The organism is Catenulispora subtropica, from assembly GCF_039531675.1.
In the GTDB taxonomy this organism is placed as follows: Bacteria; Actinomycetota; Actinomycetes; order Streptomycetales; family Catenulisporaceae; genus Catenulispora; species Catenulispora subtropica.
The window spans coordinates 352,492-370,781 of record NZ_BAAAQM010000001.1; the positions used below are offsets into that span (position 1 = coordinate 352,492).

Sequence of the window (18,290 nt, forward strand, 5' to 3'; positions counted from 1 at the left end):
ACGAACCTCGCCCAGGGCGATCGACGTGCGCAGGCTCCATACCCGCAGGCCCGACGGAGCCGGTACCTTTCTACCCGGACCCTACAGAAATGAAGGCCGGAGCGAGACCTCACATGGCACAGGCATCCGCACAGCGGCACGGCATACCGAACGGCCAGTTCGCCGGACGGATCATCGAGTTCAGCGACCCCGAACTCGACCGCAAGTTCCCGCACGGCATCTACCTGACCATGCACGGATACCCGGAGTTCGCGGTCTACGCACGGCACACCGTGCAGATCGCCGACCCGCCCTCCGGCCTGTCCGTGGACGAGATCCGGGTCACCGACACCATCGCCGCCAACCTGCTGGCGGCCGGCACCGGCGACCCGCTGTGGGAGGGCCGGCCGAGCACCGCCACCCCGCAGGGCTGGACCTGGGCGCACGCCGCCGAGTCGCGGATGCTGCACTGCGTGCCGGTCGAGCTGCACGGCGCCTTCCGGCACCACGGCGGCATGGCCACGCTGAAGGCCGACCGCAACCGCTCCGGCCTGTTCACCGAGGGCATGCTGGAGCCGGTGGCCTTCGAGCGCAGCGGCTCGGTGCCGGAGGAGGCGATGAAGCAGCTGGAGCAGCACCTGGGCTTCCCGCTGCCGCCGTCCTACCGGCGGTTCCTGGCCGGCACCGACGGCGGCCGGCCGATCAGCCCGGCGGTGAACCTGGCCGGCGGCTTCATCGCCGACCAGTGGCTGTTCGGCCTGCGCCGCGAGGACCCGCACCAGGACCTGGTGTACGCGAACCAGGCGCTGTACGACCGGTTCACCGAGGAGTTCCTCGGCATCGGCTACGTGCAGGGCGGCATGCTGGCGCTGAAGATCCGCGGCACCGACCCCGGCTCGGTCTGGCTGTTCGACGACGACGACCCGCGCGACTCCGAGAGCCGCGACGCCGTCAGCGTGTGCGCGGAGCTGCTGAAGAAGGTCGGCAACGACTTCGACGACTTCGCCCGCCACCTGGTCGCGCTGCCCCAGCAGATCGTCGACATCGCCCGCTCGGCGGTGGACTCCGGGCACGCCAAGGCGGTCACCGACGTGGAGCACCTGGGGGCGGCGCTGCCGGCCGCGCTGAAGGCCCCGGGGCAGTAGGCCGGGGCGCCCGGCGGGACCGCCGGGCACGGCCGGACCGTGCGGTTCGTCAGTCCTCTGATATCAGCCGCACCGGGGCTTTTTGTTCTGTCCGGGTCCACGCCACCCGAATGCCGTGTCCTGCGTGACCTGCTGATCTCTCATCGCGTTGAAGGGCCGTTCCCCCCTTCCGAACACGATGAGAGGAGTCGGCGATGCGAAAGATCCTGTCCTTCGCCGCTTTGGCCTTGTCCTCCGGTGCCGCGGTGGTCGCGGCCGGCGGGTCCGCGCAGGCCAGCAGCTCGCACAACTGGTGCGCCGCCCCGGCGAGCGCGGTGAAGGTCGACGCGGCCTGCATCACCAACCACGGCTCGATCCACGTCGGCCTGCACGACACCGACCTGGACGACAACTGGTGCGTCGGCGCGTTCTCCGCTCTGGTCGACCACTGGTCCGCGCCGGCGATGAGCTGCAACGACAGCCACCCCGCGATGGGCGGCCACGAGCCGGTCGGCAAGCCGGACTGTGACGACGCCTGCAAGCCGCACATGCCCCCGCCGCCGCACCGCCCCTGCCCGCCTCCGCCCCCGCCGGTGACGCACTGCCCGCCCGGTGAAGACCTCCAGGCGATGGCCAAGCCCGAGACCGCCGCGCCCATGGCGAAGCCCGAAGCCGCCGCGCCCATGGCGAAGCCCGAGACCGTCGCGCCCATGGCGAAGCCCGAAGCCGTCGCGCCCATGGCGAAGCCTGAGGCCGTCGCGCCCATGGCCAAGCCCGAAGCCGCCGCGCCCGTGGCGGGTGGCCTGCCGATCCTCGGCGACGCCCTCGGCGGCCTGCTCTAACCAGCGATGACCCGATGACGGATCCGGCGTCCGGGGCCGGTTCTCGTCATCCGACGTCAAGGGAGTGGAAGATGCCTTCCCGCGCGATCCTGACGGTGGCGGCGACGACCGCGGCGACCCTCGGCGGAGGTCTGGCCTCGGCCGGCACCGCCGCGGCCGCCACGGCCCCGCACGCCGCCCGGGTGCCGCCGGCCGTCCGGGCGGCGGCGGGCGTCCCCCCGACCGCCCCGCCGCCGGGGATCTTCGGCATCGACGACGACCTGGACGTCGCCGACAACTGGTGCATCAGCCCCCTGAGCTGGTCCGGACCGGTGACGTCGGCGATCCTTCCGACGGCCGCACGGGCCTGCGACCGCAAGCCCGTGCGCGCCGACGGCGGGACGCACGTCCTGGACGGTCTGTGCCTGGCACCGATCGCGCTGGACGGGCTGCCGGGCTCCGGTCCGGGAGCACCGTGCGGCACCCCGGACGCGAAGGGGCCGGTCTCGGCGCTGCGCGGCTTCTCGGTCGCGGGCGTCCAGGTCACCTACTGACCGGGCGATCGGACGTCCGCACCGCGGCGGGAAAACAGTTCCACTGATAGCAGGACTGGTTGGTCACCACAATTGGAAACGGTCGCCGGGATGACGGGTTCGCCGGTGCGCCGTGGAAGATGGGATATAGTCCGTCGGTGACGCCCGGCATCGTCGAAATCCGCGACGAAGAGCTGTCGGCACAGCGTTCGACATAGTGTTTGACCAGCTCGAACGCCGCGTTCAGACGGTGGATGACACAAAGAATATCGTCTGATCAATCACCCGTCAGTGTCTTTATCCGCATGGCGTCGTTGTCAGTTATACGACTCTCTGCGAATTGCAGTATGGTTCAAGGGCGACAGGGTGACCGACCATAGGCATCCGCGCCTGTCGGAAAACACCGATCCACATCGACAAGAAAGAACGATCAACATGGCATTTCTGAAGCACGCCACCGTTGTCGCCGTCCTGGCGAGCGCGGGTGTCATGGGCGGCGCCGGCATGGCCTCCGCCGCGGCCGACACCGCCTGGAACGGCGGCGCCGAGCACCACGAGGTCGGCGACAACGGCGTCGGCCAGGGCGGCGTCATCCCGGTGAACGCGCTGAACAACGTCAACGTGGCCCCGAACCTGGGCTGCCTGGTGGACCAGCCGCTGAACGACCTGAACGTCGAGGGTCTGATCGGCCTCGTGCCGTTCGGCGTGAACCTGAACCACCTGCTGCAGAACCCGAACCTGAACGTTCTGGCCAACGGCAACGTCACCACCAACACCTACGACTACTCCTGCACCTCGAACCAGGGCTCGTCGCAGGCCGGCAACAACAGCCACGGCAGCGTGGGCGCGGGCGACAGCACCAGCTCGCACAACACCGCCGACGGCGCGGGCTCGCAGAACGCCGGCGCGGGTGCGGGCGCGGGCGGCCTGATCGGCTCGACCGGCATCCTGGGCAAGGGCGGCCTGGACCTCGGCTGAGGCCCGGCACGTAGTCCGGCATAACTCTTCGGAGTGACAGCCGGACCACGGAACAGCCAGACACGAAAGGCCCCGCGGAACTCGACCTGCGGGGCCTTTCGCCTGCACCTCTTCAGATATCTCTCTCCCCGGACGCCCGCCCGCGCGATCACCGCGGACGGACGCCCGCCGGAGCCGGCCGGATCGGAATCGGCCCCCAGAACCACCTCCGGTCGGCGCTTCGGTCGGCGCTTCGGTCAGCGCTTCGGTCGGCGCTTCGGTCGGCGCTTCGGTCAGCGCTTCGGTCAGCGCCCCGAGGGCGGTCGGTGCTTCGGTCGACGCTCGATCGGCCCGGTCGGGCCGGGCAGTCGGGCCGGGCAGTCGGGCCGGGCAGCTCAGTCGGCTCAGTCGGCCCGGTCAGCTCGGTCAGCTCGGCCAGCCCAGTCAGCTCGGCCAGCCCAGTCAGCCCAGTCAGCTCGGTCGGCTCGGTCGGCTCGGTCGGCTCGGTCGGCTCGATCCGGTCAGCCACGTCAGCCCTCGGACAAGGCTGCCGGCCCGCGAACCGACCACCGTCGGCGTGCCGGGCGTCCCGACCCGGCGCGCCGACGGTCCGGATCAGCCCTGGCCGCCGCTCTTCGTGTCCTTGAGCGCGTCCCGGACCTTCTTGGCGTCGGCGACCGCCTTACGCAGGTCGTCGCGCGCGGTCTTCGCCGAGCCGCTGATCGCCTTGACCGCGTCGGACAGCGCCTTGCCGTCCGGACCGGGCTTCAGGCCGAGCAGCGCCTGGTCCTTGCCGTCCACGGCCGAGCCGGCGGCCTTGAGCTGCACGGTGATGTCGGCCAGCAGGTCCTTGTTCGCCTGGGTGTCGGCCTGCGGGTCCTTCGCCAGGCGGTCGGCCAGTTCGTCGTGGACCTTGGTCAGCTTCACGATCGCGTCGCCCTCCGCGGACAGCGCGTGCGTGAGGTGCACCTTCGGTGCGACCAGGATGTAGACGCGGTAGTCGTCGACCATCGACTTGCCGTCGGCGCGGACCGCGGCCACCGTGGTCTCCCCGGCCACCTTGGTCTTCAGCGCGGTCAGGCCGCTGATGTCGGAGGACAGCAGCGAGGTGAGGGTGCCGCGGGCGGCGTCCGGGATGTCCTTGTAGCCCGCCAGGCGGCCCTGCAGGTCGGTCAGCGTGGTCAGGCGGTCGGTGATGCCGTCGGTGACGGCGGCCTTGGCCTTGGTCAGCGCGGCGGCGTCGGTCCCGGTGGCGGCGTGCGCCGGCAGTGCGGCGGCGCCGACGGCGAAGACGGCCCCGAGGGCGGCGGCGCTGAGACGGGTGCGGATGGACATGATCGGTCTCCTGACGGATACGGTTGCGGATTCGGCTTCGGATTTCGCTTCGGGCCGCGAGCCCGGGTCCGGATACGGGCCCCGCCCGGGTGCCGCCTTCGGCGCTCAGCCGTTGTCGTCGGCGGTGTGCGTCGGTTCGGCCGAGCCCAACGCGCCGTCGATGTCGGACAGCTGCTGATCCAGCGACGACAGGTCGCCGTCGGGGTCGCCCGGGACGCTGTGCGCGTCGGTGCCCGGGGTGGCCCGCGAGCCGGAGGTCCCCGTGGCGGCGCCGGCGGGGGCAGCCGCGCCGGCCTTGCCGGCTGAGGACGATGAGACGCCCGCCCCGGCCGGCGACGTCCCGCCGGTGCCGGACGAGCTCTTGCCCGAGCACGCGCTCAGGGCGGCGACGCAGGCCAGGACGGCCAGGGCCGAGGCGATTCGCGACTTCATGCTTCGATCGTCGCGGCAGCGGGGTAGGCGCCCGATCAATAAGGAATCCGTTAGCGCCCGTGAACGCCACGCGGCCGGCGGACCGTCCCCACGGTCCGCCGGCCGCGTCTTCGCGGAGCCGGGTCAGTCGGTGATGATCGCCGGGTCGCTGACGCTCGGGCGGCCGTCCTCGATGTGCCCGGCGAAGCGGCGCACGAACGCCGCGTCGCGGTCGGAGGTGACGGTCACGTCGTACCAGCCGCCGGAGGCCTGCGCGTGCACGACGTGCGTGACGTGCTGGCCCGGGCGCAGACGGTGGGTGGACGGGCGGTCTTCGCGGTACGCGTCGGTGACGGTCAGCGTCACGGCGGCGTCGCCGGCGTTGGTGAGCGTCAGCTTCAGCGCGTGGCTCTCGCCGACGTGCACGGCGACGGCCTCCGGGCCCGCGGCCGCCGAGCCGCCCTTGAACTCCCGCAGGAAGCCGTTCGCGCCGCGGACGTCGTACTCGTAGGCGCCGGCCACCTTCCAGGTGCCGCTGAGGCTCTGGCCGGCGCCCACGGTGTAGCTCCAGGGGCCGGTGGCGTCGGTGGCCGAGGTGACCACGAAGTTGGCGCCGGCCCGGCCGTGGCTGGCGAACGCGACCGTCAGCGCCCCGCCCGCGAGACGGCCGTCCGCCGCCAGGTCGTACGGCAGCGCGCGGGCGGGGCGCCGGCCCGGCTCCTGCTTCGGCATGACCGCGCTGGCCGGCAGGGTCACCGGGTAGCTGTCGTGCCGGGCGTGGTCCGGCGGGACGTAGGCGCCGGTCGAGGGCAGCGCCGGGACCGCGGTCTCCCGCTTGCCGAAGTCGAAGGCGCTCGTCAGGTCGCCGCACACGGCGCGGCGCCACGGCGAGATGTTGGGCTCGTGCACCCCGAAGCGCTGCTCCAGGAACTGGATCACCGAGGTGTGGTCGAAGGTCTGGGAGTTCACCCAGCCGCCCTTGCTCCACGGCGACACCACGAACATCGGCACCCGCTGCCCGAGGCCGTAGGAACCGGCCGAGAAGCCGTTGCCGCCGGGGAAGTACTCGGTGGAGGCGTCCGCGGTGGAGGCGCCGCCGACCGGGCCGCCGGGTGCGAACGGCGGGACCACGTGGTCGAAGAAGCCGTCGTTCTCGTCGTAGGTGATGAACAGCGCGGTCTTGGCCCACAGCTCCGGGTCGGAGGTGAGCACGTCCAGCACCTGCGCGATGTACCAGGCCCCGTAGTTCACCGGCCAGTTCGGGTGCTCGCTGAAGGCCTCCGGCGCGGTGATCCACGAGACCTGCGGCAGCGTGCCGTTCTTCACGTCCTGGGCCAGCACCTCGAAGTAGCCCTGGCCGGCCGCGGCGTTGGTGCCGGTGCGCGCGTTGTCGTACAGCGGGTCGCCGGGCTTGGCGTTCTGGTACTGGTGGAAGTACAGCACCGAGGTGTCGCCGTAGTTGCCGATGAAGGCGTCGTCGGTCCAGCCCCAGGAGCCGTCGGCGTCCAGGCCCGTGCCGATGTCCTGGTAGATCTTCCAGGACACCCCGGCGGCCTGCAGGCGCTCGGGGTAGGTGGTCCAGTCGTAGCCGGCCTCGGCGTTGTTCAGCACCGGACCGCCGGCCTTGCCGTCGTTGCCGGTGAAGCCGGTCCACAGGTAGTAGCGGTTCGGGTCGGTCGAGGTCATCAGCGAGCAGTGGTACGCGTCGCAGATGGTGAACGCGTCGGCCAGCGCGAAGTGGAACGGGATGTCGTCCCGCTTGAAGTGCGCCATCGTGCCGGGGCCCTTGGCCGGGATCCACTTGTCGTAGTTCCCGTGGTTCCAGGCCGCGTGTCCGCCGTTCCAGCTGTGGTCCAGGCCGTCCAGGAACTTCAGGCCGAGGTCCGGCACGCCGTCCGGGTGCCACGGCAGGAACTCGTGGCCCGCGCCGTCGGTCTGGTGCCACACGGTCTTGCCGCCGGGCAGTTTCGCCGGACGCGGGTCGCCGAAGCCGCGCACGCCCTTGAGCGTGCCGAAGTAGTGGTCGAAGCTGCGGTTCTCCTGCATGAGGATCACCACGTGCTCGATGTCCTGGATGGTGCCGGTGCGGCGGTTCGGCTGCACCGCGGCGGCTCGGGCGATGCTCGCGGTGAGCATGGGCAGCGAGGTGGCGGCGGCGGTTCCTCCGGTGATCTGGAGGAAACGGCGGCGGTTGACGGCTGTCATGACAGCGGACTCCTGTGTCGGCCTGGGGTGGCCCCCGTGGTGCAGTGGCCAATGACATGGCCCGACACAGTGTCCGCGCAGCGTTCGGAACGCTCGGCTACGACGAAACGAATCTTGGACGAAGGCCCTACGAACCCGCGGGATGGTCGTCGCGCAGCCAGGACACGACGCCGACGACGTGCCCCACGACGTTGCCGGTCGGCACGAACCCGGCGTCGCCGCCCTTCTTGATGTAGTTCCACGACGAGTCACCGGAGTGCTCGCGGTTGTCACCGAGGACCCACAGGTTCCCCTTGGGGACCGTGACCGTGTAGGTGCCGTTGGCGCAGGGCCGCCCGGCCTTGCCGTTCATGATGTACGAGGACTCGTCCAGCGCCACGCCGTTGCGGTAGACCGGGCCGTCGGCGCTCTTGCACTCGATGGTGTCGCCCTCGACGCCGATGATGCGCTTGATGAGCAGGTCGTCGTGCTGGTCCGGGAGGATGCCGACGGCGGCGAGCATGTCCGGGATGTTCAGCGGGCCGCCCTGGGCGCCGGCGGAGCTGAGCATCCAGTTGTGCGGGTCGTGGAAGACGATGACCTGGCCGCGGGTCGGGGCGCCGCCGACCCAGGTGGAGACCTTGTCCACGAAGACCCGGTCGCCCTTGTAGGTGGTGGGTTCCATCGAGGGCGAGGGGATGTAGTACATCTGGACCAGGAACGTCTTGATCAGGGACGTCAGGGTCAGCGAGACGACGACGTAGCCGAGGATCTCCAGCCAGGCGGGGACGCGGCGGCGCTTGGCCTTCTTCGCACGGCCGCCGCCCCGGGTGGGAGTGGGGTCGGCGGGCTCGGGGAGTTCGCGGACCGGGGCCGCGGCGTCGTTGTACGAGCCCCCGTTGTACGAGCCCTCGTTATAGGAAGCCCCGTTGTACGAGCCCCCGTCGTAGGGAGCGTCATGGAACGGAGCGCCGTTGCGCGCTGCGTCGGCTGTCCCGAAAGGCGAGACGGCGGGGTCGAAGCTCGGGACGGCGTCTCGGGAGTCCGGGACGCCCGGCTCCGGGCCCACAGCCGCGTCGGGTTCGGTAGCGGCCACGTGCGGCCCCCCGTTTCTGGTCCTGGCGTTATCGGTTCACCTTATGGCCGATCCCGGATCGGTGGAAGAGTCCACTGGCCGGACAACAGATCGGTCGGCGTTCCGGCCCAGCTTAGAGTGGGCAGGAATCGGGACGATCCAGCCAGCCACCAGGAGGCCGCCGTGTCCGCCCTTCCGTCGCCCAAGTCTGAGGACGCCGCTGGAGAGGACGGTGGTTCCGTGACTGCTACTCCTTCAACTCCTTCGTCGGCGGACCGGGTTCCCGGGACTCCCCCGCGCGACGGCGACGACACCGAGCTGCGCGCCGCGATCCGCCGGTTGGGGGATCTGCTGGGCCAGACGCTGGTACGCCAGCACGGCCCCGAGCTGCTGGAGCAGGTCGAGGCCATCCGGGCGCTGGGCAAGCAGGGCGCGGACGTGTCGGAACTGCTCGCGGCGGTGGACCCGGAGCAGGCGATCAAGCTGGTGCGGGCCTTCACCGCGTACTTCAACCTGGCGAACACCGCCGAGCAGGTGCACCGCGGCCGGGAGCTGGCGGCGACGCGCGCGGCCGAGGGCTCGTGGCTGGGCCAGGCGGTCGACCGGATCCAGGCGGCCGGGCTGGCGGGCTCCGCGGCCGACGCGGTGCGGCACCTGTCGGTGCGGCCGGTGTTCACGGCGCACCCGACGGAGGCGGCCCGCCGCACGGTGCTGGCGAAGCTGCGGAAGGTGGCCGAGCTGTTGGAGGCGCCGCAGACGGCGGCCACCGAGCGGCGGCTGGCCGAGACCGTCGAGCAGCTGTGGCAGACCGACGAGCTGCGGATCACCCGCCCGGAACCGGTGGACGAGGCGCGCAACGCCGTCTACTACCTCGACGAGCTGGCCGCGCACGCCGCGCCGGAGGTGCTGGAGGAGCTGGCCTTCGAGCTGCGGCGGCTGGGGATCGAGCTGCCGCTGACCGCGCGCCCGCTGAGCTTCGGGTCGTGGATCGGCGGCGACCGGGACGGGAACCCGAACGTCACGCCGCAGATGACGCTGGACGTGCTGGATCTGCAGCACGAGCACGCGATCCGCTCGGCGCTGGCGACCATGGACACCTTGCGCGAGCTGCTGTCGACGAGTGAGCGCATCGCCGCGCCGACGGCGGAGCTGCGGGCATCGCTGGACGCCGACCTGGAGGCGCTGAGCGAGATCCCGAAGCGGTACCGGCGGTTGAACGCCGAGGAGCCGTACCGGTTGAAGGCGACGACGATCCGGCAGAAGCTGATCAACACCCGGGAGCGGATCGCCGAGGGGCGGCCGCACGATCCGCGGCGGGACTACCTCGGGACGGCGGAACTGCTGCGCGACCTGACGCTGATGCGCGACTCGCTGCTGGCGGACCGCGGCGAGCTGATCGCGTGCGGGGAGCTGGAGACCGCGATCCGCAAGGTCGCGGCCTTCGGGTTGCACCACGCGGTGCTGGATGTGCGTGAGCACTCCGACGCGCACCACCACGTGCTGGCGCAGCTCTTCGACCGGCTGGGGGACCAGCCGTGGCGCTACGCGGACCTCCCGCGGGACTACCGGACGCGGCTGCTGGCGAAGGAGCTCGCGTCGTCGCGGCCGCTGTCGCCGTTGGGCCAGGTCCCGGCGGAGACGCTGCTGGACGCGGCCGGGGTGAAGACGTTCGGGGTGTTCACGGCGATCCGGTCCGCGTTCGAGAAGTACGGGCCGGACGTCATCGAGTCCTACATCGTCTCGATGACGCGGGGCGTGGACGACCTGTTCGCGGCCGTCGTGCTGGCGCGCGAGGCGGGTCTGGTCGACCTGCACGCGCGGACGGCGGCGATCGGGTTCGTGCCGCTGCTGGAGACGCCGGACGAGTTGAAGGTGGCCGGCCAGATCCTCGACGACCTGCTGTCGGATCCGTCGTACGCGGCGATCGTCGCGGCGCGGGGCGGCGTGCAGGAGGTCATGCTCGGCTACAGCGACTCCAACAAGATGGGCGGGATCGCCACCTCGCAGTGGGAGATCCACCGTGCCCAGCGCGAGCTGCGGGACACCGCCCTGCGGCACGGCGTCCGCATCCGCCTGTTCCACGGCCGCGGCGGGACCGTGGGCCGGGGCGGCGGTCCTTCGCACGACGCGATCCTGGCGCAGCCCTGGGGCACGCTCGACGGCGAGATCAAGGTGACCGAACAGGGTGAGGTCATCTCCGACAAGTACGCGATCCCGGCGCTGGCGCGGGAGAACCTGGAGCTCACGCTCTCCGCGACCTTGGAGGCGACGGTCCTGCACCGGGCGCCGCGACAGTCGGCGGAGGACCTGGCGACGTGGTCGGCGACGATGGAGGGAGTCTCCTCCGCGGCGCAGGACCGCTACCGGCAGCTCGTCGAGCACCCCGATCTGCCCGCCTACTTCTTCGCCTCGACCCCGGTCGACCTCCTGGGTGACCTGCACCTGGGTTCGCGACCGTCACGGCGCCCGGACTCGTCGGCGGGGATCGACGGACTGCGGGCGATCCCGTGGGTCTTCGGGTGGACGCAGTCCCGCCAGATCGTGCCGGGCTGGTTCGGGGTCGGGACCGGGCTCGCGGCGGTCCGGCAGAACCCGGAGTTCGCGGGCGTCGACTGGCAGGACATGTACGAGCGCTGGCATTTCTTCCGCAACTTCCTGGGCAACGTCTCGATGACCCTGGCGAAGACGGACCTGCGGATCGCCAGGCACTACGTCGAGACGCTGGTGCCGGCGGAACTGCACCACTTCTTCGAGACGATCACCGAGGAGTACGAGCGGACGGTCGCCGAAGTCCTGCGCGTGACCGGGGAATCGGAGCTGCTCGGACGGAACGCCACGCTGGCGCGCACCCTTCGAGTGCGCGACATGTACCTGGACCCGATCTCGTACCTGCAGGTGTCGCTGCTGAAGCGCCAGCGCGAGGCGATGCGGACGGGACTGGCCGTGGATCCGGATCTGGGGCGGGCGTTGCTGTTGTCCGTGAACGGGATCGCGGCCGGGCTGAAGAACACGGGGTGAGGCGCGGCGCACCTGGTGCGCCGAATGATGCAGCCGCCGGTCGGGGATCCGATCCGGCGGCTTCGTCGTGCGGTCGAGGGGGAGCGAGTGGGGCGAGGGGCGCCGAGGAGGCCGACCGGGGAGAGGTGGTTAGCGGCTCTGGACCTCCGAACGCGCCACGCGGCGCTCCCTGGTCCGCTTGAACAGCCCCGTTACGCACAGGCCGCCGACGGCGGCCGCGATGAATCCGTTGAGGACCGTTCCGAATGATGTCATGCAAGACTCCCAGGTAAAGCGCAACTGGCTTCCCCCCTGGCGACGGAATCTATTACCTCGGAGGTCATCGCGCCAGGTGTCACGGCCCTGCGATGATCGATCTCGTCAGCGAATACGACAGCTTGAGGAGTCGGTGAGATGGTCGCCTACGCGTTGGCCCACGTGCGGTCCGTCGAGTTCTGCCCGGACATCGTGGAGTACCTGGAGAAGATCGACGCCACGATGGATCCGTTCGGCGGGCGGTTCGTCTTCCACGGGGGCGAGAAGGACGTCGTCGAGGGCGCGTGGCCCGGGGACGTCATCCTGATCGAGTTCCCCGACCTGGACGCCGTGCGGGCGTGGTGGGAGTCGGACGCGTACCAGGAGATCAAGCACCTGCGCACCGACCACATGGAAGCGGACATCGTCCTGTTCGAGTCGCTGCCCATGGGGCACCGGGCCACGGACAGCCTGAAGAAGCTGCTGGCTAGCTGAGCAGACCCCGTTTGTAGGCCTCGGCCACCGCCGCCGCGCGGTCTCGGACGCCGAGTTTCGCGTAGACGTGCAGCAGGTGGGTCTTGACCGTGGCCTCGCTGATGAAGAGCTTGCGAGCGGCTTCGCGGTTGGTGGTGCCGGCCGCGATGAGGGTGAGGACCTCGAGTTCGCGGTCGGTGAGGGCCTCGGTGGCCGGTGGCGGCGCCGGGGCCTGGAGGCGGGTCATGAGGCGCTGGGCCACGGACGGGGACAGGACCGCCTGCCCTTCGTTCGCCGCCCGCACCGCCCGGATCAGGTCATCGCGGGGTGCGTCCTTCAGGAGATAGCCGGTGGCGCCCGCCTCGATGGCGGGCAGGACGTCCGACTCGGTGTCGTAGGTGGTGAGGACCAGCACGCGGGTGTCCGGGACCTCGGCGCGCAGGCGCTTGATGGCGTCGACACCGCCGAGGGCGGGCATGCGGAGGTCCATCAGGACGACGTCGGGGGTGAGTTCCGCCGCGCGGTGCAGGGCTTGGAGGCCGTCGGAGGCCTCGCCCACGACGGCGAAGCCGGGCTCGCCGTCGAAGACGCCGCGGAGTCCGTCGCGGACGATGGGGTGGTCGTCGACGATCAGGAGGCGGATGGTGTGCATCGCGTCATCATCCCGCGGTGGCGGCGGGGAGGGGAACCGCGGCACTGATGGCCGTGCCGTCGCCGGGCTCGCTCTCGATGGTGAGGGTGCCGCCGATCTGCGTCAGGCGGGTCCGCATGGCGCTGAGGCCGTAGCCCGTGCCGTTGGTGGAAGGGGTGAGGGCGGCGGGGTCGAAGCCCTCGCCGTCGTCCACGACGTCGAGGACGACGATGTCCGGGGTGTAGGAGAGCGTGACGCCGACGCGGCTGGCCCGGCTGTATTTGCCGGCGTTGGCGAGGGCTTCCTGGGCGGCGCGGAAGAGCACCACCTCGATGGCCGGGGGCAGGGTGACGGCGTCGCCGCTGATCTCCACGCGGGCGTCCAGGCCGGAACCGCGGGACCAGGTCTCGGCCAGGTCGGTGAGGGCTTCCGGAAGTTGCGCGGTCGCCAGCGGTCCCGGGCGCAGGGCCTGGACCGAACGGCGTGCCTCGGCCAGAGAGTCCCGGGCCAGATCGCGGGCGACGCCGATCGCGCGCCGTCGCTTCTCGGGGTCGGCGTCGAAGCGGTCGGCCACCTCCAGGTGCCGGACGATGCCGGTCAGGCCCTGGGCGATGGTGTCGTGGATCTCGCCGGCCAGACGCTGCCGCTCGTCCAGGACGCCCGCCTCGCGGGCCTGGGCGACCAGCTGGGCGTGCAGGCCCGCGTTCTCCTCCAGCATCTCGCGGAGGCGTTCGTTCGCCTCAGCCAGTTGGTGGCGGTGCTCCTGCTCCGCCACGCCGGAGAGGGTCATGCTGCCGGCGATCAGGAGGTTCACGGCGAACAGGCCGACGTAGACGTAGACGCCCGGGCCGTGGATGTTCTGGACACCGCCCATCTGCGTGGTGGCCATGACCGCCGCGGTGCCCGCGATGCCGGCCAGTTTGGCGCGGCCCGGGAGGACTACGGAGTGCAGGTAGCCGGTGAAGCCGAAGAACCCGAACAGAGGGTTGGTCAGGATGAGAGTGGCGATCAGCGCCAGCAGGCCGGCGTAGTAGACGGTGCCGCGGACGGCGCCGACCCGCTCGGCGTCCAGGCCGCGGATCGGCGGGCCCCAGTGCAGCCACAGCAGCGCCGCCGCCGAGCCGCCCAGGACCACGGCGTAGTACGCCGCGGTCCTCGGGCCGAGCACCAGCGCCAGGGTGAGGGACACGCCCAGGCCCGCGTACGGGATCCCGCGCTGGATCTTCGCCGACTCCATCACTCCCACTTGAAGAACCGGGCCGCGGCCAGCGAGCCGACGACCGTGTAGGCGGCCAGGACCAGCAGGTGCCGCCAGGCGGCGCCGGACCCGGACCAGGTGTCCACGATGGCACCGTACGGCACGAAGCCGCTGACGGTGCGCAGCACGTGCGGCAGTTGCTGGAGGGGGACGTAGACGCCGGCGAAGAAGAAGTTGACGATCATGGTGGGGACACCGAAGCCGGTGGCGATGCCGGCCGAGCGGGCCCGGGCCGCGATGACCAGGCCGAGGGAGATCAGCGCCGTCGTTCCGAGGACGTAGGAGGCCAGCATCAGGCCGATGTTCACCGGGAGGGCGGCGCCGAAGCCGGCGGTGCCGATCAGGACCACCAGCACAGCGGTGGAGGCGGCCGCGGTGGCGATCACGGTGACCTGCGCGGCGAGCAGCCCCGCGGCCGGGACCGGGGAAACCGCCAGCCGGCGGAGGACGCCGCGTTCTCGGAGGTCTGCGAAGGTCACCGGGAGCGCGGTCAGCGCCGTGAGGACCGAGGACAGCATCGCGAAGGTGGGGACGTAGACGTCCAGCGTCGTCTTGCCGCCGAGGGCGGCCGCCGGCTTGGAGAAGGACGGGATCGCGCCGAAGGCGGTGATCAGGGCCAGCGGGAGGACGATGCCGGACAGGACCACCGCGGGCTCCCGGCACAACAGGCGGGCCTGAGTGCGGACCAGGGTACGGAAACCGTTGCCGGTCATGCGGAATTCGGGCAGCAGGCGGGGACGCGGCCGGGGCCCCGGCAGCTGCGGGCGCTGTGCGGACAGAGTCCGGGTGGTCATCTCAAGCCTCCTGAGCGGCGGTGGCGTGGCTGGTGAGGGCGATGAAGGCGTCATCCAGGCTGCTCTGCTCGACGCGCAGTTCGGCGGCGATGATCTGGCGGCGCGCCAGGTAGGCGGTGACGGCGCCGATGACGTCCGCGTCGCCGGCGACCTCCAGGTGGGCGCCGTGGCGCTCGACGGACGTGACCCCGGGCAGGGCCCGGAGCTCGGCCACGTCGACGGCCTGCGAGGGCCGGAACCGCATCCGCTGAGCGGCGGCCGGGCCGCGGGCGGCCAACCCGGCGGGAGTGTCGAGGGCGACGACCCGCCCGCGGTCGATGACCGCGAGCCGGTCGCACAGCCGCTCGGCCTCCTCCATGAAGTGGGTGACCAGCAGCACGGTCACGCCGGCGGCGCGAACCTGCTCGACCAGTTCCCACGCGGTCCGCCGGGCATGCGGATCCAGACCGGTGGTGAGCTCGTCCAGGACCACCACACGCGGGTTGCCGACCATCGCCAGAGCGATGGCCAGCCGCTGCTTCTGACCGCCCGACAGTCTGCCGAAGCGGGCTTTGGCCTTGTCCGCCAGACCCCACTGCTCCAGCAGCTCGCCGACGTCGGCCGGATCACGGTAGAAGGAAGCGTAGAGCTCCAACGCTTCGCGCACCTGGATCTTGCCCGGCAGCTGACTCTCCTGAAGCTGCACCCCGAGCACCTGGCGCACTTCCTCGCGGTCGTGGCGCGGATCCAGGCCGAGTACCCGGACCTCGCCGCCGTCCGGCGTCCGCAGGCCGCTGATGCACTCGACCGTGGTGGTCTTCCCGGCGCCGTTGGGGCCGAGGATCCCGAAGATCTCGCCCGCGCCGACTTCGAAGGACACGTCGGCGACCGCGATGGTGTCGTCGTAGGTCTTCCTGAGGTGGCTGACTGTGATCGCTGGCATGCCTCAACTGTCGCCGCCGGACCCCTGGTGGCGGATCGACCGGTGAGCTCGACCGGGCCGCGATGCGGTGGAGGCGCGGCATCAACCGATCGGTGGACCCGGTCGCGCCGACGACTGCCGTCAGGCCGCGTGGTAGATGTTCTGTGCGTCGACCAGACCGCGCCGGACCAGGTCCTCGACCGCGTCGGCGGCGCGGTCCACGTGGTAGTCCAGGTCCTTCTTCTCCACCGAGGAGAAGTCCTTCAGGACGAAGTCCGCGGGGTCCTGACGGCCCGGGGGGCGGCCCACGCCGAAGCGCACGCGGTGGTAGTCCTTGGTGCCCAGCGCCGAAGTGATGGAGCGCAGGCCGTTGTGGCCGTTGTCGCCGCCGCCCAGCTTCAGGCGCAGCACGCCGTAGTCGATGTCGAGTTCGTCGTGCACGACGATGATCCGCGCCGGCTCGATCTTGTAGAAGTCCCGCAGCGCCTTCACCGGGCCGCCGGAGAGGTTCATGAACGTCTTCGGCTTGGCCAGCACCACGCGCGGCCCGCCGATGCCCAGGCGGCCCTCCACGACGTCGGCGCGCGCCTTGTGGGACTTGAACTTCCCGCCGAGGCGGGACGCCATCAGGTCCACGACCATGTAGCCGGCGTTGTGCCGGTTGCCGGCGTAGCCGGGGCCGGGATTGCCGAGGCCCGCGATCAGCCAGAGCTGATCGCGGGCCTCGGGGGTGGTCATGGTGACCAGGATACCGGGTGGGAGGGGTTACTCCGCCGACTCCTCGGCGGCTTCCTCGCCGGCCTCGGCCTCGGCGGCCTCCTCGCCCTCGGCGCCCTCGGCCGCCTCCTCGGCGATCTCGGCGCGGGTGACGGTGACGTGCAGGACCAGCTGGTCCCCGTCGGTCACCAGCTCGACGCCCTGGGGCAGTTCGAGGTCGCGGGCGAAGAGCTGGAAGCCCTCCTCCTTGCGGTCCACGTCCACCTCGATGCCGCCGGGGATGTGGGTGGCCTCGGCCAGCACCGACACCGAGGTCAGCGGCTGGTCCAGGACCGCGCCGACGACGACCTCACCGGTCGTGGTGACCGGGACGTCCACGGTGACCTTCTCGCCGCGGCGGACGAGCAGCAGGTCGACGTGCTCCAGGGTGCGCTTGACCGGGTCCTTCTGCACCTGCTTGGGCAGGGTCAGCTGGGACTTGCCGTCGCCGAAGTCCAGGTTCAGCAGGACGTTCGGGGTCCGCAGCGCGATCATCAGGTCGTGGCCCGGGAGGGTCACGTGCCGCACCGACTCGCCGTGGCCGTAGACGACGGCGGGCACCTTGCCGGCGGCCCGGGCGCGGCGGGCGAAGCCCTTGCCGAACTCGGTGCGCTCCTCGGCGCTTATGCGGATCTCAGACATGCGTTGTTCTCCTTGTTTCGTCGATAACGGCGCCGGGATGACCATCCCGCGCCCTCGCCGGACAAAGGTCCAGCTTAGCCTGCGCATAGCAGTGCTCCGGACCACGTGGCCCGGAGCACTGAACGTAGGACTAGTGCTTGTGGTCGTCGAACATCGACGTGACGGAACCGTCCTCGAAGACCTCGCGGATGGCCCGGGCCAGCATCGGCGCGATGGACAGCACGGTCATCTTGTCGAACCGCTTGTCCTCCGGGATCGGCAGCGTGTTGGTGAAGATCACCTCGCTGATCCGGGAGTTCTTCAGGCGGTCGGTCGCCGGGTCGGACAGCACCGCGTGGGTGGCGGCGATGATGACCTCGGCCGCGCCGTTCTCGAACAGCGCCTCGGCGGCCGCGCAGATGGTGCCGGCGGTGTCGACCATGTCGTCCACCAGCACGCAGACCCGGCCCCGGACCTCGCCGACGATCTCGTGCACCGAGACGGTGTTCGGGATGTTCGGGTCACGGCGCTTGTGCACGATGGCCAGCGGCGTGTTGAGGCGGTCGGTCCAGCGGTCGGCGGTCCGCACGCGGCCGGCGTCCGGGGACACCACGGTCAGCTTCGAGGTGTCGTACTTGCCCTTGATGTAGTCCACCAGCACGGGCAGTGCGAACAGGTGGTCCACCGGGCCGTCGAAGTACCCCTGGATCTGGTCGGTGTGCAGGTCCACCGCCATCAGCCGGTCGGCGCCGGCGGTGGCGAAGAAGTCGGCCATCAGGCGGGCCGAGATCGGCTCGCGGCCCTTGTGCTTCTTGTCCTGCCGGGCGTAGCCGTAGAACGGGGTGATGACGGTGATGCGCTTGGCGGAGGCGCGCTTGAGAGCGTCCACCATGATCAGCTGCTCCATGATGGAGTGGTTGATCGGCGAGGCGTGGCACTGGATCACGAAGGCGTCGCTGCCCCGCACCGACTCCTCGAAGCGGGTGTAGATCTCGCCGTTGGCGAAGTCGTGCGCCTTGGTGGGAGCGATCTCGACCCCCAGCTCGTCGGCGACTTCCTGGGCCAGCTCGGGGTAGGCGCGGCCGGTGAAGAGCATGAGCTTCTTCTCACCGGTGGTCTTGAGGCCGGTCACGGTGGGTTCTCCTAGGAGACGAGGGGCCGTAGCTATCTCATACTCTCAGACG

At 70.9% G+C, this 18,290-nt stretch carries 18 protein-coding genes; 6 read left to right on the forward strand and 12 right to left on the reverse strand.

Features of this window, described 5'->3' with window-relative positions:
- Window positions 1-113: 113 nt before the first annotated feature.
- The 4 genes from ABD466_RS01530 (at window position 114) to ABD466_RS01545 (ending at window position 3,435) form a co-directional block, all read left to right on the forward strand.
- Window positions 114-1,124 (forward strand): SMI1/KNR4 family protein, encoded by a 1,011-nt coding sequence (locus tag ABD466_RS01530; RefSeq protein WP_344655047.1) that lies wholly within the window; start codon window positions 114-116, stop codon window positions 1,122-1,124.
- Between the two features lie 194 nt (window positions 1,125-1,318).
- Window positions 1,319-1,945 (forward strand): hypothetical protein, encoded by a 627-nt coding sequence (locus ABD466_RS01535; protein ID WP_344655048.1) that lies wholly within the window; start codon window positions 1,319-1,321, stop codon window positions 1,943-1,945.
- 71 nt (window positions 1,946-2,016) lie between these two features.
- Entirely contained in the window at window positions 2,017-2,478 is a 462-nt protein-coding gene (locus ABD466_RS01540; RefSeq protein ID WP_344655049.1) for a hypothetical protein, read from the forward strand.
- Between the two features lie 414 nt (window positions 2,479-2,892).
- Entirely contained in the window at window positions 2,893-3,435 is a 543-nt protein-coding gene (locus ABD466_RS01545; protein WP_344655050.1) for a hypothetical protein, read from the forward strand.
- 594 nt (window positions 3,436-4,029) lie between these two features.
- On the opposite strand, the gene ABD466_RS01550 is transcribed toward ABD466_RS01545, so the two are convergent.
- The 4 genes from ABD466_RS01550 to lepB form a co-directional block, all read right to left on the reverse strand.
- Window positions 4,030-4,749 carry a hypothetical protein gene (locus ABD466_RS01550; RefSeq protein ID WP_344655051.1) on the reverse strand — a complete coding sequence of 240 codons (720 nt, stop codon included), beginning with the start codon at window positions 4,747-4,749 and terminating at the stop codon, window positions 4,030-4,032.
- A 105-nt stretch (window positions 4,750-4,854) separates the two neighbouring features.
- Window positions 4,855-5,181 carry a hypothetical protein gene (locus ABD466_RS01555; RefSeq protein WP_344655052.1) on the reverse strand — a complete coding sequence of 109 codons (327 nt, stop codon included), beginning with the start codon at window positions 5,179-5,181 and terminating at the stop codon, window positions 4,855-4,857.
- A gap of 123 nt (window positions 5,182-5,304) precedes the next feature.
- Window positions 5,305-7,365 (reverse strand): phosphocholine-specific phospholipase C, encoded by a 2,061-nt coding sequence (locus ABD466_RS01560; RefSeq protein WP_344655053.1) that lies wholly within the window; start codon window positions 7,363-7,365, stop codon window positions 5,305-5,307.
- 127 nt (window positions 7,366-7,492) lie between these two features.
- On the reverse strand, window positions 7,493-8,440 hold the full coding sequence (lepB, locus tag ABD466_RS01565; protein WP_344655054.1) for a signal peptidase I: 948 nt from the start codon (window positions 8,438-8,440) through the stop codon (window positions 7,493-7,495).
- A gap of 219 nt (window positions 8,441-8,659) precedes the next feature.
- Between lepB and ppc the strand changes: the two genes are divergently transcribed.
- Entirely contained in the window at window positions 8,660-11,437 is a 2,778-nt protein-coding gene (gene ppc, locus ABD466_RS01570) for a phosphoenolpyruvate carboxylase (RefSeq protein WP_425558504.1), read from the forward strand.
- 129 nt (window positions 11,438-11,566) lie between these two features.
- Here the strand turns inward: ppc and ABD466_RS01575 are convergent, their stop codons facing one another.
- On the reverse strand, window positions 11,567-11,692 hold the full coding sequence (locus tag ABD466_RS01575) for a hypothetical protein (protein WP_344655055.1): 126 nt from the start codon (window positions 11,690-11,692) through the stop codon (window positions 11,567-11,569).
- Window positions 11,693-11,830: 138 nt separating this feature from the next.
- On the opposite strand from ABD466_RS01575, the gene ABD466_RS01580 reads away from it, so the two are divergent.
- Window positions 11,831-12,166 carry a DUF1330 domain-containing protein gene (locus ABD466_RS01580; protein WP_344655056.1) on the forward strand — a complete coding sequence of 112 codons (336 nt, stop codon included), beginning with the start codon at window positions 11,831-11,833 and terminating at the stop codon, window positions 12,164-12,166.
- Here ABD466_RS01580 and ABD466_RS01585 read toward each other — a convergent pair.
- The 7 genes from ABD466_RS01585 to ABD466_RS01615 all read right to left on the reverse strand — a co-directional run bounded on the left by ABD466_RS01585 (window position 12,159) and on the right by ABD466_RS01615 (window position 18,238).
- Complete coding sequence (locus ABD466_RS01585; protein WP_344655057.1) at window positions 12,159-12,797, reverse strand: response regulator; 639 nt, start codon at window positions 12,795-12,797, stop codon at window positions 12,159-12,161. The genes ABD466_RS01580 and ABD466_RS01585 overlap by 8 nt on opposite strands.
- A 7-nt stretch (window positions 12,798-12,804) precedes the next feature.
- Complete coding sequence (locus tag ABD466_RS01590) at window positions 12,805-14,013, reverse strand: sensor histidine kinase (RefSeq protein ID WP_344655058.1); 1,209 nt, start codon at window positions 14,011-14,013, stop codon at window positions 12,805-12,807.
- A complete protein-coding gene (locus ABD466_RS01595) occupies window positions 14,013-14,828 on the reverse strand; it encodes an ABC transporter permease (protein ID WP_344655059.1) in 816 nt (271 codons plus the stop codon). Before ABD466_RS01595 ends, ABD466_RS01590 begins: the two co-directional genes overlap by 1 nt.
- Before the next feature lies 1 nt (window position 14,829).
- Complete coding sequence (locus tag ABD466_RS01600) at window positions 14,830-15,750, reverse strand: ABC transporter ATP-binding protein (protein WP_344655060.1); 921 nt, start codon at window positions 15,748-15,750, stop codon at window positions 14,830-14,832.
- Window positions 15,751-15,870: 120 nt separating this feature from the next.
- The gene (gene pth, locus ABD466_RS01605) at window positions 15,871-16,467 is read right to left on the reverse strand and encodes an aminoacyl-tRNA hydrolase (protein ID WP_344655061.1); all 597 of its coding nucleotides are present in this window, start codon (window positions 16,465-16,467) and stop codon (window positions 15,871-15,873) included.
- Between the two features lie 27 nt (window positions 16,468-16,494).
- Window positions 16,495-17,127 (reverse strand): 50S ribosomal protein L25/general stress protein Ctc, encoded by a 633-nt coding sequence (locus ABD466_RS01610; protein ID WP_344655062.1) that lies wholly within the window; start codon window positions 17,125-17,127, stop codon window positions 16,495-16,497.
- Between the two features lie 130 nt (window positions 17,128-17,257).
- Window positions 17,258-18,238, reverse strand: coding sequence for a ribose-phosphate diphosphokinase (locus tag ABD466_RS01615; protein ID WP_344655063.1), 981 nt, complete (start codon window positions 18,236-18,238; stop codon window positions 17,258-17,260).
- Between the last annotated feature and the right edge of the window lie 52 nt (window positions 18,239-18,290).

Excerpts from the sequence above, each read along its gene's own strand:
- ABD466_RS01530 (WP_344655047.1), top strand. The coding sequence starts at position 114 with ATGGCACAGGCATCCGCACAGCGGCACGGCATACCGAACGGCCAGTTC.
- ABD466_RS01535 (WP_344655048.1), top strand. The coding sequence starts at position 1,319 with ATGCGAAAGATCCTGTCCTTCGCCGCTTTGGCCTTGTCCTCCGGTGCC.
- ABD466_RS01540 (WP_344655049.1), top strand. The coding sequence starts at position 2,017 with ATGCCTTCCCGCGCGATCCTGACGGTGGCGGCGACGACCGCGGCGACC.
- ABD466_RS01545 (WP_344655050.1), top strand. The coding sequence starts at position 2,893 with ATGGCATTTCTGAAGCACGCCACCGTTGTCGCCGTCCTGGCGAGCGCG.
- ABD466_RS01550 (WP_344655051.1), bottom strand. The coding sequence starts at position 4,749 with ATGTCCATCCGCACCCGTCTCAGCGCCGCCGCCCTCGGGGCCGTCTTC.
- ABD466_RS01555 (WP_344655052.1), bottom strand. The coding sequence starts at position 5,181 with ATGAAGTCGCGAATCGCCTCGGCCCTGGCCGTCCTGGCCTGCGTCGCC.
- ABD466_RS01560 (WP_344655053.1), bottom strand. The coding sequence starts at position 7,365 with ATGACAGCCGTCAACCGCCGCCGTTTCCTCCAGATCACCGGAGGAACC.
- ABD466_RS01575 (WP_344655055.1), bottom strand. The coding sequence starts at position 11,692 with ATGACATCATTCGGAACGGTCCTCAACGGATTCATCGCGGCCGCCGTC.
- ABD466_RS01580 (WP_344655056.1), top strand. The coding sequence starts at position 11,831 with ATGGTCGCCTACGCGTTGGCCCACGTGCGGTCCGTCGAGTTCTGCCCG.
- ABD466_RS01585 (WP_344655057.1), bottom strand. The coding sequence starts at position 12,797 with ATGCACACCATCCGCCTCCTGATCGTCGACGACCACCCCATCGTCCGC.
- ABD466_RS01590 (WP_344655058.1), bottom strand. The coding sequence starts at position 14,013 with ATGGAGTCGGCGAAGATCCAGCGCGGGATCCCGTACGCGGGCCTGGGC.
- ABD466_RS01595 (WP_344655059.1), bottom strand. The coding sequence starts at position 14,828 with ATGACCACCCGGACTCTGTCCGCACAGCGCCCGCAGCTGCCGGGGCCC.
- ABD466_RS01600 (WP_344655060.1), bottom strand. The coding sequence starts at position 15,750 with ATGCCAGCGATCACAGTCAGCCACCTCAGGAAGACCTACGACGACACC.
- pth (WP_344655061.1), bottom strand. The coding sequence starts at position 16,467 with ATGACCACCCCCGAGGCCCGCGATCAGCTCTGGCTGATCGCGGGCCTC.
- ABD466_RS01610 (WP_344655062.1), bottom strand. The coding sequence starts at position 17,127 with ATGTCTGAGATCCGCATAAGCGCCGAGGAGCGCACCGAGTTCGGCAAG.